Origin of the sequence: Rhizobium sp. Leaf453, from assembly GCF_001425605.1 — a bacterium.
Taxonomy (GTDB): domain Bacteria; phylum Pseudomonadota; class Alphaproteobacteria; order Rhizobiales; family Rhizobiaceae; genus Pararhizobium.
In genome coordinates, this window is the sequence record NZ_LMRG01000004.1 from 145075 (window position 1) to 160529 (window position 15455).

Consider the following 15455-nt stretch of genomic DNA (forward strand, 5'->3'; position numbering starts at 1 on the left):
AGGCCTCCATTGGTTTCGTCAAAATTGAAAAGGATGAGAGGACCGCGCCTGTCAGCGCGGTCGAAAACCGATCAGGCCGCAGCCTGCGAAAGCGTTGCCTTCTGCGTCGCGAACGCCCAGTCGAACCAGGGCATCAGAGCCTTGATGTCGGACGTTTCGATCGTCGCGCCGGCCCAGATTCGGAAGCCAGACGGGGCATCGCGATAGGCGCCGATGTCGTGGGCGACACCCTGCTTTTCCAGCAGCGCGACCATGCCCTTGGCGAAGGCATCCTGTCCGGCGGCGTCGAGGGCTGCAACCTGCGGATCGACGATCTTCAGGCAAACGGACGTGTTCGACTGCGTTGCCGGGTCGGCTGCCAGATTGGCGATCCAGTCGGTCTTGGCGACGAAATCCTGGATGGCCTGGGCATTGGCATCAGCCCGCGCGATCAGAGCCTTGAGGCCACCGAGCGACTTTGCCCAGTTGAGCGCATCGATATAATCCTCGACGCAGAGCATCGACGGCGTGTTGATCGTCTCGCCCTGGAAGATGCCTTCGATGATCTTCCCGCCCTTGGTCATGCGGAAAATCTTCGGCAGCGGCCAGGCCGGCTCGTAGTTTTCGAGACGCTCGACGGCGCGGGGCGACAGGATGAGAATGCCATGCGCACCCTCGCCGCCCAGAACCTTCTGCCAGGAGAAGGTGACGACATCGAGCTTGGCGAAGTCGAGATCCTGCGCGAAGGCGGCCGATGTCGCGTCGCAGATGGTCAGGCCCTTGCGGTCGGCCGGTATGAAGTCACCGTTGGCAACACGCACACCCGAGGTCGTGCCGTTCCAGGTGAAGACGACGTCACGGTCGAAATCGACCTGAGTGAAGTCAACGATCTTGCCGTAGTCGGCAACGAACTTACGGGTATCAGGGAGCTTGAGTTCCTTGACGACATCGGAAACCCACCCGGAGCCGAAGCTTTCCCAGGCGACCATGTCGACGCCGCGCGGGCCGAGCAACGACCAGAGCGCCATTTCGACGGCGCCTGTGTCGGACGCGGGCACGATGCCGATGCGGTAATCCGCCGGAACGTTCAGGACTTCACGGGTGAGATCAATGGCTTGCTTGAGCTTGCTCTTGCCAACCTTGGCGCGATGCGAGCGACCGAGCGCGGCATCAGAGAGCGCTTCGAGCGACCAACCGGGACGCTTAGAGCAAGGACCAGAGGAAAAATGGGTATTTGCCGGGCGCAATTCCGGCGTCGCAGGGGTCGTCATCTGAGCTATCCTTCCAGATAGAAAGCCTCTCGTTAGGGAGAGGTGGCCTGCCGCCGTGGATATGGCGGGAGCGGAAGGAAGTCAAGAAACTTATGTCGCTGGTGAAAAGATTTTTGGCGGTTTCGGCAACCTCGCGCGGCTACCAGAGCGACAGCCGCAGGCCGGCCCGGATTTCGTGGCGGGACAAACCGTCGTCGAAACCCTTGATGTCGGTGCCACCGAACATGTCGCCGTCGGCAATCTGTGAATACCGATAGTTGAGATCGAGCTTCAGGCGCTCGGTGACATCGTAGGACACGCCGGCCATCAGAGCATACGTGAAACGCCAGCTGCTGTCGCCGTTCAGCGACTGCGTCGCCGCTGCCGCGCCGGAACAGGCCACCACTCCGGGGACGCATTCCGTCGTGAGCGACACGTCGCTCCAGTCCAGCCGTGTGACGCCAAGTCCGGCGCCGAGATAGGGTGTGAAGCCGGCAAGCGTGGCGATATCCACATAGCCATTCGCCATCAGGCCGATGCCTCTGTAGTCGGCGCGCGCGTCACCGGCACAGCGCGTACCGATCGCTTCTCCGGCGCAGGCAAAGTTCGCCTGCCCTGATGCATCGTAGTCGCCACCGAAATACTCGCCGGTCAGGTCGGCGCGCATCATGTCGTTGAACTGGTAGCCAACGCCCAGCGATCCCGAAAACGGTTTGCCGAAACGTGCATCATCGAAGGATGCGCTATCCGAGATTCCGGCAACGGTATTTAAGGCGCGCAGCGAAGGTGTGCCCTCTCCTGCCCAGCCTGCATAGCCCAAGTCTCCACGGACATAGAAACCCGCATCACCGCCAGCCGCGGCAGAGATCGTAACCTCGGGCGCATCAAGCAAGTCGTCGGCAGCATGAGCGGGCGGTACGGACCCGACGATAACGGCCAAGGCAAGCGGCGTATAGGCCGCCTGAAACAAATACCGCCAGTTTATCATTGTACCCTCGTCCACCTTTATTGACGGCGAGCGAATCGCGGCGCGCCGTCTGCAGGCGTTAACAATTGCAGGGACAAGTTAAGCAGCGGTTAAGCATGTTTTTTCAGAAAAAGTTAACGACAGAATAGTTTGAAAAACGAAAAAAGGGCCGCCGAACCGGCAGCCCCTCATGTCGTTTTGTCTGCACGACTATTGCAGAGAATAACGCAGACCCATCTTGAAATCGTGGGATGTGATGTCCTTGAATTTCATAGACGAGGTGCTGACCGTGTCGTCATAGGCATTGATACCACCCGTCTCGCCATCGCCGAGGTCGAGGTAGCTGTAGCCGAAATCGACCGTTAGGCGATCAGTCGCCTTGTAGGCGAGACCGGCATGCAGAGCCCAGGCAAAATCCCAGTTGTGGCCGCTGTCCGCGTAGGCAAAACCACCTGTCGGAACGTTGACGTCGCGGAAGTGAGAAATGGTGTTGCGCGAAGCACCGATACCGGCACCCACATAGGGGGTGATGCCGTACCATTCACCGATATCGACGTAAGCATTGGCCATCAAAAGCCATTCCGACTTTTCGCCGCTGTAATCGTTGGTGCCGTCCCAGACGACGTCACCATTCTCGGTGTGCCCATAGCGGTCCGCGCCGGTAAATTCGGCGTTGCCACGATACTGGACAAAACCGTCGGCACGCAGCCAGTCATTAAACTGATAACCCACACCGATTGCCGCAGTCGGCGCGCTGCCGAAGCCACCGTCATCCGTCATGTCGTGAATTTCGACGTCATTGAACAGCGGGTGTTCCAGGCTACCGAGGCGCTGGTTGCTCATGCCCAGATCACCACGAAGATACCATCCGCCCATCGGCACGACGACGGGTGGTTCTTCGTACACGAGGTCCGCAGCCGAGGCGGAGGTGGCGAGCAATCCTGCCGCAATAGCTATTAAATACTTGTTCATCGGGTTTCTCCGCAGTCTCACCGACAGAAAGTTATATCGGGCGAAATTGAAACTGGGATAATCCTTGCAGACGGCGGTTAATATAGCATTAAGTATAGAAATTTACTATGTTTTGTGCGTTTTACGCGACATTTTGCAACCGCCAGCAGTAACGCACCGGCAAACTAAAGCCGGTGCGTTTCGAAACTGGAAATCTTGTGATTTTCTGATTCGTCAGGCGACGTTGCGAACGCCGCCGATAACGCCGATCAGCTCATCGACGATCCGCTCCACCTGGGTACGATCATCGCCTTCCGCCATGACGCGGATCAACGGCTCGGTGCCCGAGGGACGGATCAGCAATCGGCCGTTCTTGGCCAGTTCTGCTTCCGCATCGGCGATGGCTTGGCGAACCGTGATGTCCTCGAGCGGCGAGCCGGTTGAGATGCGCACATTCTTCAGGATTTGCGGCACGGGGTCGAAGCGGTGGCAGACCTCGCTGACCGTCTTGCCCTGCCGCTTGACGCAGGCAAGAATCTGCAGCGCGGCGACGAGACCGTCGCCTGTCGTACCGAAGTCCGACAGAACGATATGACCGGACTGTTCCCCACCGACGTTGAAATCGCCCTTGCGCATCTGCTCGACGACATAGCGGTCACCAACCTTGGTCCGGTGCAGATCCAGCCCACGGCCCTTGAGATAGCGTTCGAGGCCCAGATTGGACATGACGGTGGCGACGACACCGCCGCCTCGCAGCATGCCATCGGCCGCCCAACCATCGGCGATCACCGCCATCAACTGGTCACCGTCGACGACCGTACCGGTCTCATCGACGATGAGGACGCGATCGGCGTCGCCATCGAGCGCGATGCCGATATCGGCGCGCACCTCGTGGACCTTGCGAGCCAACGTGTCCGGATGGGTGGAGCCGCATTCGAGGTTGATATTCATCCCGTTCGGTTCGTTGCCGATGGTGACGACTTCGGCGCCCAACTCCCAAAGTGCGAGCGGGGCGACCTTGTAGGCAGCGCCATTAGCGCAGTCGATGGCGATCCGCAGACCCTGCAGTGTCACGTCGCGCGGCAGCGTGCGCTTGGCATGTTCGACGTAGCGATAGATATCGCCCTCGACGCGCTTGGCGCGGCCGATCTCGTGGGACTTCGCCAGTTGCGCTGCCATGTCCTTGTCGAGCAGATCCTCGATCTGGCTTTCGATCTCGTCGGAAAGCTTGTAGCCGTCCGGTCCGAACAACTTGATGCCATTGTCTTCGAACGGATTGTGCGAGGCGGAGATCATCACGCCGACATCGGCGCGCAGCGAGCGTGTCAGCATGGCGACGCCGGGCGTCGGGATCGGTCCGAGCAGAAACACATCGAGGCCGGCGGCAGTGAAGCCTGCGACCAAGGCATTTTCCAGCATGTAACCGGAGAGGCGCGTATCCTTGCCGATCACCACCCGGTGACGATGGGCACCGTTGCGAAAGATCGTACCGACAGCGATGCCGACGCGCATGGCAAGGTCCGGGGTCATCGGGAAAAGGTTCGACTGTCCGCGGATGCCATCCGTGCCGAAATATTTGCGCTTCATAAAAACTCCAGTTCTGGTCAAAGGCGCCGCCGCGAGACGTTCGCGCTCCGCAGGAACGTCTTCCCGCAATACCGGCATTTCCGGATCGCATGCCGATGCGTCTGCATCAGGCCGCGATCGCGTGGAAAACTGCGATGGTTCTTCTCTTGCCATAAAACCGGCGCGACAGCATCCCGTTTTATCATCAGAATTCATTACAGCACGTTACCAAGCAGGAACCGGCAACGAAGACATTTGTACTATGAATGGCAAAGAAAAACCGCCGCACCTCACGGCGCGGCGGTTCTATGATGGTTTATTGTCACACACAAGCCTGTAGCCGAAAGCCTTATTGCGGCTGCGGCTCGTACCCGCCTTCCGCTTCATCGCCCTTGCCGACGGAGCCGTCCTTCTTGGTGCCTGTCGAGGGAACGGCCGAACCACGATGCGGCGTCGAATCGTCACCGAGGTCACGCGCCGGCTTTTCGCCACGGATGAGAGACTTGATCTCGTCGCCGGTCAGCGTCTCGTATTCGAGCAAGCCTTCGGCGATAGCGACGAACTCGCTGTGCATCTCGGTGATAATCCGGGTCGCTTCCACATAGGCTTCGTCAATCAGGCGGCGCACTTCGCTGTCGATCTTCTGCGCTGTCGATTCCGAAACGTTCTTGGACTGCGAAACCGAATGACCGAGGAAGACTTCCTGCTGGTTCTCGCCATAAGCGACATGACCGAGCACGTCGGAAAAGCCCCACTGCGTGACCATGGCGCGCGCAAGCTTGGTCGCCTGCTCGATGTCAGACGAAGCGCCGGAGGTGATGTTTTCCTTGCCGAAGGTGATCTCTTCCGCGACACGGCCACCCATCATGATGACGAGGCGCGAGACCATCCACTTGTAGCTCATGGAATAGCGGTCGCCTTCCGGCAACTGCATGACCATGCCGAGCGCACGTCCGCGCGGAATGATCGTCGCCTTGTGCAGGGGATCTGCGACCGGAACCTTGAGCGCCGTAATAGCATGGCCTGCTTCGTGATAGGCGGTCAGCTTCTTTTCGGCCTCGGTCATGGCGGAGGAGCGGCGTTCCGCGCCCATCATGATCTTGTCCTTGGCGTCTTCGAATTCCAGCATGGTGACGACACGCTTGTTGCGGCGCGCAGCCATCAAGGCGGCTTCGTTGACGAGGTTCATCAGATCGGCGCCCGAGAAACCGGGTGTGCCGCGGGCCAGAACCTTGAGATCGACATTCGGCGCCAGCGGCACGTTGCGGATATGCACCTTGAGGATACGCTCGCGGCCATTGATATCCGGGTTCGGCACGACGACCTGGCGGTCGAAACGGCCCGGACGCAGAAGCGCCGGATCGAGAACGTCGGGACGGTTGGTCGCGGCGATCAGGATAATGCCTTCATTGGCCTCGAAGCCGTCCATTTCGACGAGCAACTGGTTGAGCGTCTGTTCGCGCTCATCATTGCCACCGCCGAGACCGGCGCCACGATGGCGGCCGACGGCGTCGATTTCGTCGATGAAGATGATGCAAGGCGCATTCTTCTTGGCCTGCTCGAACATGTCACGGACACGGCTTGCACCGACACCGACGAACATTTCAACAAAGTCAGAACCGGAAATCGTGAAGAACGGCACATTGGCTTCGCCGGCGACGGAGCGCGCCAGCAGCGTCTTACCGGTGCCGGGAGGACCGACGAGCAGCACACCACGCGGAATACGGCCGCCGAGACGCTGGAACTTTTGCGGATCGCGCAGGAACTCGACGATTTCCTCAAGGTCCTGCTTGGCTTCATCGACGCCAGCGACATCGTCAAACGTGACGCGGCCATGCGCTTCGGTCAGAAGCTTCGCCTTGGACTTGCCGAAACCCATCGCACCGCGCGAACCGCCCTGCATCTGCCGCATGAAGAACAGCCAGACACCGAGGATCAGCAGCATGGGCAGAAGTGTGCCGACATAGCTCAGGAAACCAGACGAACCATCGGTCTCGGGGCGAACCGTGACGGTCACGTTCTTGGCTTCCATGCGCTCGGTCAGCGCCGTATCGATCGCCGGCGCATAGGTCTGGAAGGTCGCGCCGCTTTCGGTATACGAACCGATCACCTTGTTCCCGGTGATCAGCACTTCCTTGACCCGGCTCCCGTCAACGTCCTTCAGGAACTGGGAGAAGGGAATATCCTTCGACCCGGTGCGCTCGGTCGGCTGCTGGAACATGCTGAACAGCGCGATCAACAGCAGGGCTATGATCGCCCAAAGGGCGAAATTTCTAAAATTAGGGTTCATCGAACTCCCCGGAACCTCTGTCGCAACCCGCAATGATTTGTGGCTGCATTCTTGCGCCTAACATAGGGTTGCGGGACTGGCTTGCCAAGGCAAACTCAAGTCCAACCCTTCTTTTCCGTCAAAACATCGTGAACCGGAGGTGGAATAAAACGGTCACGGCCCAAAAGCACGGCTAACGCATCCGCCATAATCAGGTCGAAACGCGGCAAAAAGGTGTCATAAAGACCGATTAGGGCCTCGACGGATACCTCTGGCGGCAGATCGTCGAAAAAGTTTGGGGTAGATATGGCCGCGCGCTTGACGATCGCTTCAGGCAGGCCTGCGGCAATCGGTCCCGCAGAGAGCCGTGCGGCATCCGCGCCGGCTCTCATAACAAGTGGTTCCGCACCGGAATTGGCGACGAGAAATCGATTGTCCCAGATGGCCGTGCTCAGCGGCGGCACCGCCAACTCCGGCAGCCCCCTTCCCTCGCGATAAAGGTAAAGGCCCGACCGGCGGCGGTCGAAGACGACACGGCCAGCAGTCATGCGACCATCCTGCCCTTTGGCGAGAAGGGCGGCAAGCCGAGCGACCGTCTCCCGACCCGAGGGATAGGATCGCCCGCCGATGACGGCGGCCAGCGACAGGATCGCCCGCTGACAAATCGGATCGGCGATGTTTTCGGCCAGCGCCGGATCGATCCGCATGGCGAGCGCGCCGAAGCCGGTGACGTGCAACGCGAGAAGCTCGGCGACGCGCTCACTCGACCGGCGGCGCGCCGTGGCGGCGGCGATGAACTGATCGCGATCTGAAGCCATATTCTCGCCAATGGCTTGCCGGACGCGGACACGCTCGAAACCCCGGTTGAAATTGCTGGGGTCGTCGAACCAATCTTCCTGCCGGGACATAAGGTATTCACGGATGTCGCCGCGGCGCAGGCCGAGGAACGGCCGCATGATCCAGATTCGCCGGTCGAACAGAACGCCATCAGCCATACCCGCCAGCCCGATCGCATCCGGTTCCGATCGGCTCTGCCGCATGGCAACCGTTTCCGCCTGATCATCCAGCGTATGACCGGTCACGATACACTGCGCGCCAAATTCCTGCGCCACGTCGGCCAGGAGGCCGTACCGGGCCAGCCGTGCCGCAGCCTGAATGCCGGTCACCGGCTTTTCACTGCTCCATCGCCGGGTCACATGGGTAATGCCGCGCGCTGCGCAGAAAGCAGCAACGGCACGGGCCTCGTCACCGGATTCAGGTCTGAGCGCATGGTCGATGGTACAGGCTGCCAGCGAAAATGCAGAAAATCCGTCACCAGAAATCGCCTCGCTGAGCGCCAGCAGCAACCCCTTGGAATCGCTGCCCCCGGAGATCGCGACAAGGATCAGGCCAGGCGTCTTGAAAGAAGAAAGAAAATGTCTTGCCGTCTCGACGGCGCGGTGCGGCGCGGCAGCAGACTGCGGCGCTGCACGGTCAGCAGGCAAGGCGGCTCTGTTCGCTGGTGACCTTTGCCTTCACGGCAGAAGATGCCTTCGGATAGCGCTTGTTGACCTCGCGCAGCGTGGCGCAGGCGGTGTCCTTGTTGTCTAGGGCGGCGAGCGACATGCCGAGCTTCAGGAGCATTTCCGGCGCCTTGGGCGACTTGCTGTACGCCTGGTGCGCATCGAGGAAGGTCTTGGCGGAATCGTTGAACTTGCCCTGCGAATATTGCGCCTCGCCCATCCAGAAGCTGGCATCCGCGGCCTTTTCGCCCTTCGGGAATGCTTCGAGGTAGCTGCGGAATTCGTTTTCGGCGGTGCTGTAGTCTCCCGTCAGCACATGGCCGTAGGCGGACTGATAGAGATCGCCGGGATTGTCGAGGGAAGCGGACTGCTGCTGCGTCTCGGGCGTCTGGTTGATGCCCGTATCCACGCCCGGAAGCGTCTGCTCGAGGCTGGACGTATCCTGATTGGCGCCGACCGGATTGCCCGCGTCGTCGAAGATAATCTGGCCGAGTGTCGAGGGTGGCGTACCATTGTTGGCGCCGGCAGTGGTATCCGACCCCAAACCTGCGTTGGGATCGGCTGCTGCCTGGTCATCCGTGGCCGGTGGGGTCGCGGATGCAGTGTCGTTTGTGCTGGGTGTTTCAATCTGGCTCTTCTTGGTGGAGCCCGACTTGCCACCTTCCAGATCCTGGAAGCGGAATTCGTTGTCTTCCTGGAATTTGCGGATCTGCTCCTGCATCTGCAGAAGCTGGAAGCTCATTTCCTCGATACGCCCATTGAGCTGGCGGATCTGTTCCTCGAGCTGCCCGATGCGTCCAACCTCGCTCGACTGGACTTTCAGCAGCGGCGTCTTCTGCGGCGATTGGCTCTCGCCATGGATGACGCGGTTCAACAACGCGGAAAGCGGCATGGCGGTCGCCATCTGCCCGAAGCCTACGAAGGCAGTGAGGCCGATCATTCCCGCCACGACAAAATGTTTCATGTCATGAGTCCTGTTTGATTATTCCACTCTCGCCGCCAGCCGATGCAAATCAGGCCTTGGACGATTGCCGCACAGTTTTCCAATTGGCCCCAAAAAGCAACGGAGTTCGGTTAAAGTGTGACAAAAAAGAAAGGGCGGCCCGAAGACCGCCCGCTCTCGAAGCTTTTTCGACTGTCCGGCAATTACATGCCGGCGCCACCGAGCACCGTGACGGCGCGGCGGTTCTGCGACCAGCAGGAAATGTCGTCGCAGACGGCGACCGGCTTTTCCTTGCCGTAGGAGATCGTCTTGATCTTGCCGGCCGGAATGCCGCGCGAAGCGAGGTAATCGCGGGTCGCGGCAGCGCGGCGTGCGCCGAGAGCCAGGTTGTATTCGCGGGTACCGCGTTCGTCGGCGTGACCTTCGACGGTGATCGCATAGTTTGGGTACTTGGCCAGCCACTGGGCCTGACGATCGAGCGTTGCCTGTGCATCGGCGCGGATCGAGGTGGAGTCCGTATCGAAGAAGATGCGGTCGCCGACATTGACCGTGAAGTCCTGGGCCGAACCCGGGGTAGCGGCGTTGAGGCCAAGGCCAGCAGCGTCGTTCGGCAGGCTGTTCTTCTTGTTGGCGCAGCCGGCAATGGCGAGCGTCATGAACAGGGCAACCATGACCGGGTTGCGGGCGAGGGTCTGCATGCGGCCTTCGGCCTGGGCGTGAATGCGGCTCATGGGCCGGTCTCCTTGGAAGTGTAAAATCAGGGTTGCCGAACTGTAACCGGAAGCGGTTAATCCACTTTCAACAGCTATGGTTAACAGAACGTCAAAATTCGTATTATGGCCTGCTAAATCAGCACTTTGCGGCAGGAAAGGGGCACGTCGCCACATTTCCCGCCGCATTGTGGCAATGCTATTCCAGAAGCGGTGACCAGGCCGGGTCGGATGCGAAACCCTTGGTCTGGACCTGCTGTTCGTTGTAGCCGGTGATGTCGATCGAGTAGAGCTGCGGACCGCCGGCTCCGGCACTCTGGCGGAAGAACATCAGCACGCGGCCGTTCGGCGCCCAGGTCGGACCTTCATTGTGAAAGCCCGTCGTCAGGATGCGCTCGCCCGAACCGTCCGGCTTCATGACGCCGATCGAGAACTTGCCGCCCGACTGTTTGGTGAAGGCGATCAGGTCTCCACGCGGCGACCAGACCGGGGTCGAATAGGAGCCGTCGCCGAAGGAAATGCGGTTCTGGCCACCACCGCCCGCGCTCATGACATAGAGCTGCTGGCGACCGCCACGGTCGCTTTCGAATACGATCTGGCTGCCATCCGGCGAATAGGACGGCGAGGTATCGATGGCGGCCGTCGAGGTCAGGCGCGTCGTCGTGCGCGAACGCAGGTCCATCGTGTAGATGTTGGCGTTGCCGTCCTGCTGCAGGCTCATGATAACCCGCTGGCCATCCGGCGAGAAACGTGGCGAAAACGTCATGCCGGGGAAATTGCCGACGACTTCGCGCTGTCCAGTTTCAAGCTGCAGCAGGTAAACGCGCGGCTCGTTGCCCTCGAAGGACATGTAGGTGATTTCCTGCTTGTTCGGCGAGAAGCGCGGCGTCAGGACGATATCGTTGGAATTGGTGACCGCGCGAGCGTTGAAGCCGTCCTGGTCCATGATCGCCAGCTGGCGCTTGCGGGCCGTCTTCGGGCCGCTTTCGGCGACATAGACGATGCGGGTATCGAAATAACCGTCTTCGCCGGTGATTTCCTTGTAGATCGCGTCAGCAATGATGTGGGCGACACGGCGCCAGTTTTCCGGCTGGGTGAAGAACTGCTGGCCGGTCATCTGCGAGTTGCCGAACGTATCCCAGAGACGGAATTCAGCCTTCAGGCGGCCATCGCCTTCCTGCGTGACGCGGCCGGTCACCAGCGCCTGCGCATTGATGACCTTCCAGTCCTCGAAGCGTGGTGCGGCGTCCGGGTTGGAAATCTTCTCGATGAAGGCGTTCTTGTCGATCGGCGCGAACAAGCCGGACCGCTTCAGATCTGCGGCGACTACATCGGAAATCTTCTGGCCAAGCTCGCCCTGCAGGAAATCGCTGACGGCGATCGGCATGGGCTCGACATTGCCCTTGTTGATGTTGAGTTCAACGCGCGCCGACACGGGCGAGGTCGACAGCGTGACCACCGCCGCGAGCGCGACGAAAAAACGGAAGATGTTGCGTTTCAGCATTTATCCAAGCCTTTCAGCCATTCATTCATTGCTTGTCATTGGATCGACATGGAGCTGGGGTCGAAATTCACGACCATCTCTCTCCATGAATCGTATTTGTCAGCCGGCAACCCCTCGAAAGGCAGCGACTTCAGGATGGCGCGGCGTACGCTGCCGGCCATCGTCCGTCGCGCTGCTTCGGAGCCACCCTTGGTCTCGACTTCCGGCTGGCCGACGATATTGCCCTGCGGATCGAGTTCGAAGCTCACCGTCAGGATCATGCCGTCCAGCCCCTCGATGCCGGCAAAAGAACTCCAGTTCTTCTGGATCTGCCCGCGCAGTGCGTCCATTTCGTTCTGCGACAGCGTGTTACCGGTCGTCTTGGACGCGCCGAACGCCTTTTCCGTCTTGCCGCGCTTCGCACCGCCATTGGACGGGTCGGTCTTGTTGAGAAGCGCCGCGATCTCGTCCGCGTTGAAATCGGAATCGTTGGCGGACGACGCCTTCTTCTTCTCTTTCTTGTTTTCTTCGTTCTTGCGATCCGGGGTTTTGGCCGTCTGCGCCTTCTGCTCAACCTTCGGCTTGGCCATGGGCGTCGGCACCTTATCCGGCAAGGCCTCCGCTTCCGGGTTCTCGGCGGGCTTTTCTTCAGCCGGCTGCTCTTCCGGCTTCGAGTCCGGCTTGACTTCCTGTTTCGGCTCGGGAAGCGAGGCAACTTCGGTGGCCGGCTCAGACGCAGGCTTTTCCTCGACGACTTCCTTGGTCTCTTCCTTTGCCGGGTCCGGCGTCGGTTCGACCTTCTCGGTCTTTTCGGGAGCTGCCGCCGCTTCGTTGTTGCTTGGCTTGGCGTCCGGCACTGGAGCCGACTTCAGATCGACATTGTTCTCGCCGACATTTTCGGCATTTTCGACGGTATCCGGACGCTTGGTCGGCGTGACGGATGGGACTTCAGCCTTGGGCGCTTCCTTGTCGCCCTGCTCCAACTGCGTCAGTTCTTCAATCGGAACCATGTCGACAGGCAACGCCTCGACATCGGCGACCTGGAAGTCAGCCGGGCTGCCGAGCGACACCAGCGCCCATGTGAGCACCAGCGCATGCAGAACAGCCGATGTGATGAGACTGGTCTTCATCGTACGCGCTCTACTGGCCCTTTTTCGGCTGGGTTACGAGACCGATATTCTTGAAGCCGGCTTCCTGGATGCGCGACATGACGTCGGCAATCACGCCATAGGGAGACGTCGCATCGCCGCGCACGAAGATGCGCTCGCTGTAGCCGGTGGTGGCGATGGCTTCGAGCTTGGCGGCGACTTCCTCGACCGGGATCGGGGTTTCCTGCAGGAAGACCTGGCCGTCGCTCTTGACGGAAATGGTGATCGGCTGTGTTTCGGAATTCAGGGCCTTGGCCTGCGTTTCTGGCAGGTCGATCGGCACGCCGACCGTCATCATCGGTGCGGCGACCATGAAGATGATCAGGAGAACGAGCATGACGTCGACGAACGGCGTGACGTTGATCTCGCTCATCACGGCCTTGCCGCCGCGACCGCCACGGCCACCGCGACGCCGGCCACCCGAGGCCTTGGCTCCACCTGCTGACATACCCATCGTCTATACCCCTGTTCCTGCGAAGACCGTGCGCTTGTCGCGCAGCGCTTATTGTGCAGCCTGGCGAGGCTGCAGCTTCTCATCGATCTGGCGCGAAAGAATGGCCGAAAACTCGTCGGCGAAACCTTCCATGCGGGAGGTCAGCTTGCCGGCATCGGCGGAGAATTTGTTGTAGGCGATAACCGCCGGAATAGCGGCGAGAAGGCCGATCGCGGTGGCGAGAAGCGCTTCCGCGATACCGGGAGCAACGACCGCGAGGTTGGTCGATTTCGAGCCGGCGATGGCCTGGAACGAGGTCATGATACCGACGACCGTACCGAACAGACCGACGAACGGACCGGCCGAACCGATGGTGGCCAGCGAACCGAGCCGCGATTCCAGTGCTTCGGCTTCACGGGCGAGCGTCACGTCCATGGCGCGGTCGATACGCATCTGCAGGCCGATCGGCGAACGGGCGCCGCGCTCGAAGGATTTCTTCCATTCGCGCATGGCCGACACGAAGATCGCACCCATGCCGGAAGTCGCCCGGTCGGAGAGCGTCCGGTAGAGCTCTTCCAGCGACTGGCCGGACCAGAAGACCTGCTCGAAGGCATCCAGCTGACGGCGGACCTTGCCGAATTTCAACGTCTTGTCGACAACGATCGCCCAGGTCCAGATCGAGGCGCCGATCAGTCCCAGCATGACCAGCTTCACGACGAAGCCCGCTTCCATGAATAGCGACCACAGCGTCACGTCCGTCGTCGCCGCAGCCAATCCAACCTGTTCCATCGTCTCAAATCCCCGAATCCAAACGCCCGGCAAGAGCAGTCTCATGCTCACAGCCAGGTAGCTCAAACGTCATTGTTGCAAGATTGACCCGGCAGCTGCCGTTGAACCGACGTCATGCCGGTCTTTAAGCTTCCTGTCTGCCTTCTTGCGTTCAATCTTGGTGAAAGGATGACGTGCATTGCACAAAACCCTAATAGAGGCATTAAGACATCATTATGGTTAAGGGAGTGTTACTTTACTGCACTGCAATGCGGCGTCCGTTTGCCTTTACGGCACCGTGACGGCGGAACATTCAGCCCATCGCCACGTTATGCGGCCATGAGCAATATAACCCCGAAACCATCGACCAAGCGCCCTTCCCGGCCGCATTTCGACCATCGCGACCGCCTGATCCTAGCGCTCTACGCGCAACTCCGCGCCGAGCGGGAAACCCGCGAAGCTCTGGAATGGGCAATCGAGAACGACGCCATGTCACCGGAAGTGCTGCAGGCGATGGTGACCGATCCCGTGCCGGTCATCACCAGCGAGGATGTCGCGGCCCTCGAACGTCTTCTCGCCCGCGACGGCAGCAACGGAAAGATTTCGCACTAGCACTCCAAACATCAAAAGGTGGAAACATGGTATCGCGTGCAATGTGGAAAGGTCAGTTGCGCCTCTCCCTCGTTTCCATTCCCGTCGAAGTGTTCAGCGCTACCAAGACCGGCGCTCGGTTTTCTTTTCGCCAGATTCACGAACCTTCCGGCAAGCCGGTGCATTACGACAAGGTGGTTGAGGGCATAGGTCCCGTCGACACCGACGAAATCGTCAAGGGTTATGAGTATGAGAGCGGCAAATATGTCCTGCTCGAGCCGGAAGAAATCGATGCGGTGAAGCTCGAGACGAAGAAGACGCTGGAACTCGTCCAGTTCGTTGATGCCTCAGAAATTTCCCCGATCTATTACGACAAGCCCTATTACGTCGTCCCTTCCGACGATCTCGCCGAGGACGCCTATCGGGTCGTTCGCGACGCTTTGCGCAAGGCTGGAAAGGTAGGGCTCGGTCAACTGACCCTGCGTGGACGCGAATATATCGCCGCCATCAAGCCCTGCGGTGATGGCCTGCTTCTCGAAACGCTGCATTACGCCGATGAACTGCGCAAGGCGGACCCGATGTTTCACGGGCTTTCGGGAAAGACATCGGATGACGAACTGCTCGATGTGGCGACAGCGCTGATCGACAAGAAGACCTCGAAATTCAATGCCGCGAACTTCAAGGACAACTACTCCACTGCATTGAAAGACCTCGTCCAGCGGAAGCTGAAGGGCAAGAAGGCCAAGATAGAGGTGGATGAGGAAGAGGATGACAAGGGCAAGCGCGGCGACAATGTCGTCGACCTGATGTCGGCCCTCAAGAAGAGCCTGGAAGGCAGCAGCGCCAAACCGTCCGCGCCGAAGAAGGCACCTGCGAAGAAAAAGTCCGCGTGAAC

General features: G+C 60.1%; 15 protein-coding genes. 3 read left to right on the top strand and 12 right to left on the bottom strand.

From position 1 onward, the window contains the following. Nucleotides 1-71: 71 nt before the first annotated feature. The 4 genes from ASG68_RS07510 to glmM all read right to left on the bottom strand — a co-directional run bounded on the left by ASG68_RS07510 (nucleotide 72) and on the right by glmM (nucleotide 4734). Nucleotides 72-1250, bottom strand: a complete 1179-nt coding sequence (locus tag ASG68_RS07510; RefSeq protein ID WP_062579538.1) for a phosphoserine transaminase — start codon at nucleotides 1248-1250, stop codon at nucleotides 72-74. A 139-nt stretch (nucleotides 1251-1389) separates the two neighbouring features. Beyond that, nucleotides 1390-2169, bottom strand: coding sequence for an outer membrane protein (locus ASG68_RS07515; RefSeq protein WP_062603941.1), 780 nt, complete (start codon nucleotides 2167-2169; stop codon nucleotides 1390-1392). 237 nt (nucleotides 2170-2406) lie between these two features. Further along, a complete protein-coding gene (locus ASG68_RS07520) occupies nucleotides 2407-3168 on the bottom strand; it encodes an outer membrane protein (protein WP_062579540.1) in 762 nt (253 codons plus the stop codon). 213 nt (nucleotides 3169-3381) lie between these two features. Continuing rightward, nucleotides 3382-4734, bottom strand: coding sequence for a phosphoglucosamine mutase (gene glmM, locus ASG68_RS07525; protein ID WP_062579542.1), 1353 nt, complete (start codon nucleotides 4732-4734; stop codon nucleotides 3382-3384). On the opposite strand from glmM, the gene ASG68_RS31205 reads away from it, so the two are divergent. After that, nucleotides 4712-5053, top strand: a complete 342-nt coding sequence (locus ASG68_RS31205; protein WP_156373942.1) for a hypothetical protein — start codon at nucleotides 4712-4714, stop codon at nucleotides 5051-5053. The two genes, glmM and ASG68_RS31205, sit on opposite strands and share 23 nt — an antisense overlap. A 9-nt stretch (nucleotides 5054-5062) precedes the next feature. On the opposite strand, the gene ftsH is transcribed toward ASG68_RS31205, so the two are convergent. From ftsH to tolQ, 8 genes are all read right to left on the bottom strand, one after another. Beyond that, nucleotides 5063-7003, bottom strand: a complete 1941-nt coding sequence (gene ftsH, locus ASG68_RS07530) for an ATP-dependent zinc metalloprotease FtsH (RefSeq protein ID WP_062579544.1) — start codon at nucleotides 7001-7003, stop codon at nucleotides 5063-5065. 95 nt (nucleotides 7004-7098) lie between these two features. Next, nucleotides 7099-8466, bottom strand: a complete 1368-nt coding sequence (tilS, locus tag ASG68_RS07535; protein ID WP_062579546.1) for a tRNA lysidine(34) synthetase TilS — start codon at nucleotides 8464-8466, stop codon at nucleotides 7099-7101. Next, nucleotides 8456-9448 carry a tol-pal system protein YbgF gene (gene ybgF, locus ASG68_RS07540; RefSeq protein WP_062579547.1) on the bottom strand — a complete coding sequence of 331 codons (993 nt, stop codon included), beginning with the start codon at nucleotides 9446-9448 and terminating at the stop codon, nucleotides 8456-8458. The genes tilS and ybgF overlap by 11 nt, the downstream gene beginning before the upstream one ends. 182 nt (nucleotides 9449-9630) lie before the next feature. Next, a complete protein-coding gene (pal, locus tag ASG68_RS07545) occupies nucleotides 9631-10158 on the bottom strand; it encodes a peptidoglycan-associated lipoprotein Pal (RefSeq protein WP_062579550.1) in 528 nt (175 codons plus the stop codon). Between the two features lie 178 nt (nucleotides 10159-10336). After that, nucleotides 10337-11641 (bottom strand): Tol-Pal system beta propeller repeat protein TolB, encoded by a 1305-nt coding sequence (gene tolB, locus ASG68_RS07550; protein WP_062579552.1) that lies wholly within the window; start codon nucleotides 11639-11641, stop codon nucleotides 10337-10339. 35 nt (nucleotides 11642-11676) lie between these two features. Continuing rightward, nucleotides 11677-12750 carry a cell envelope integrity protein TolA gene (gene tolA / locus ASG68_RS07555; protein ID WP_062579554.1) on the bottom strand — a complete coding sequence of 358 codons (1074 nt, stop codon included), beginning with the start codon at nucleotides 12748-12750 and terminating at the stop codon, nucleotides 11677-11679. 10 nt (nucleotides 12751-12760) lie between these two features. Continuing rightward, entirely contained in the window at nucleotides 12761-13222 is a 462-nt protein-coding gene (gene tolR / locus ASG68_RS07560) for a protein TolR (protein ID WP_062579556.1), read from the bottom strand. Nucleotides 13223-13270: 48 nt separating this feature from the next. Further along, nucleotides 13271-13990, bottom strand: coding sequence for a protein TolQ (gene tolQ / locus ASG68_RS07565; protein WP_062579558.1), 720 nt, complete (start codon nucleotides 13988-13990; stop codon nucleotides 13271-13273). Between the two features lie 318 nt (nucleotides 13991-14308). On the opposite strand from tolQ, the gene ASG68_RS07570 reads away from it, so the two are divergent. Next, a complete protein-coding gene (locus ASG68_RS07570; RefSeq protein ID WP_062579560.1) occupies nucleotides 14309-14581 on the top strand; it encodes a hypothetical protein in 273 nt (90 codons plus the stop codon). Nucleotides 14582-14607: 26 nt separating this feature from the next. Further along, the gene (locus ASG68_RS07575; protein WP_062579562.1) at nucleotides 14608-15453 is read left to right on the top strand and encodes a Ku protein; all 846 of its coding nucleotides are present in this window, start codon (nucleotides 14608-14610) and stop codon (nucleotides 15451-15453) included. Nucleotides 15454-15455: the final 2 nt, after the last annotated feature.

Bases quoted from the DNA above. Each gene is read 5' to 3' on its own strand.
- ASG68_RS07510 (WP_062579538.1), bottom strand. From the start codon at position 1,250: ATGACGACCCCTGCGACGCCGGAATTGCGCCCGGCAAATACCCATTTT.
- ASG68_RS07520 (WP_062579540.1), bottom strand. From the start codon at position 3,168: ATGAACAAGTATTTAATAGCTATTGCGGCAGGATTGCTCGCCACCTCC.
- glmM (WP_062579542.1), bottom strand. From the start codon at position 4,734: ATGAAGCGCAAATATTTCGGCACGGATGGCATCCGCGGACAGTCGAAC.
- ftsH (WP_062579544.1), bottom strand. From the start codon at position 7,003: ATGAACCCTAATTTTAGAAATTTCGCCCTTTGGGCGATCATAGCCCTG.
- ybgF (WP_062579547.1), bottom strand. From the start codon at position 9,448: ATGAAACATTTTGTCGTGGCGGGAATGATCGGCCTCACTGCCTTCGTA.
- pal (WP_062579550.1), bottom strand. From the start codon at position 10,158: ATGAGCCGCATTCACGCCCAGGCCGAAGGCCGCATGCAGACCCTCGCC.
- tolB (WP_062579552.1), bottom strand. From the start codon at position 11,641: ATGCTGAAACGCAACATCTTCCGTTTTTTCGTCGCGCTCGCGGCGGTG.
- tolA (WP_062579554.1), bottom strand. From the start codon at position 12,750: ATGAAGACCAGTCTCATCACATCGGCTGTTCTGCATGCGCTGGTGCTC.
- tolR (WP_062579556.1), bottom strand. From the start codon at position 13,222: ATGGGTATGTCAGCAGGTGGAGCCAAGGCCTCGGGTGGCCGGCGTCGC.
- tolQ (WP_062579558.1), bottom strand. From the start codon at position 13,990: ATGGAACAGGTTGGATTGGCTGCGGCGACGACGGACGTGACGCTGTGG.
- ASG68_RS07570 (WP_062579560.1), top strand. From the start codon at position 14,309: ATGAGCAATATAACCCCGAAACCATCGACCAAGCGCCCTTCCCGGCCG.
- ASG68_RS07575 (WP_062579562.1), top strand. From the start codon at position 14,608: ATGGTATCGCGTGCAATGTGGAAAGGTCAGTTGCGCCTCTCCCTCGTT.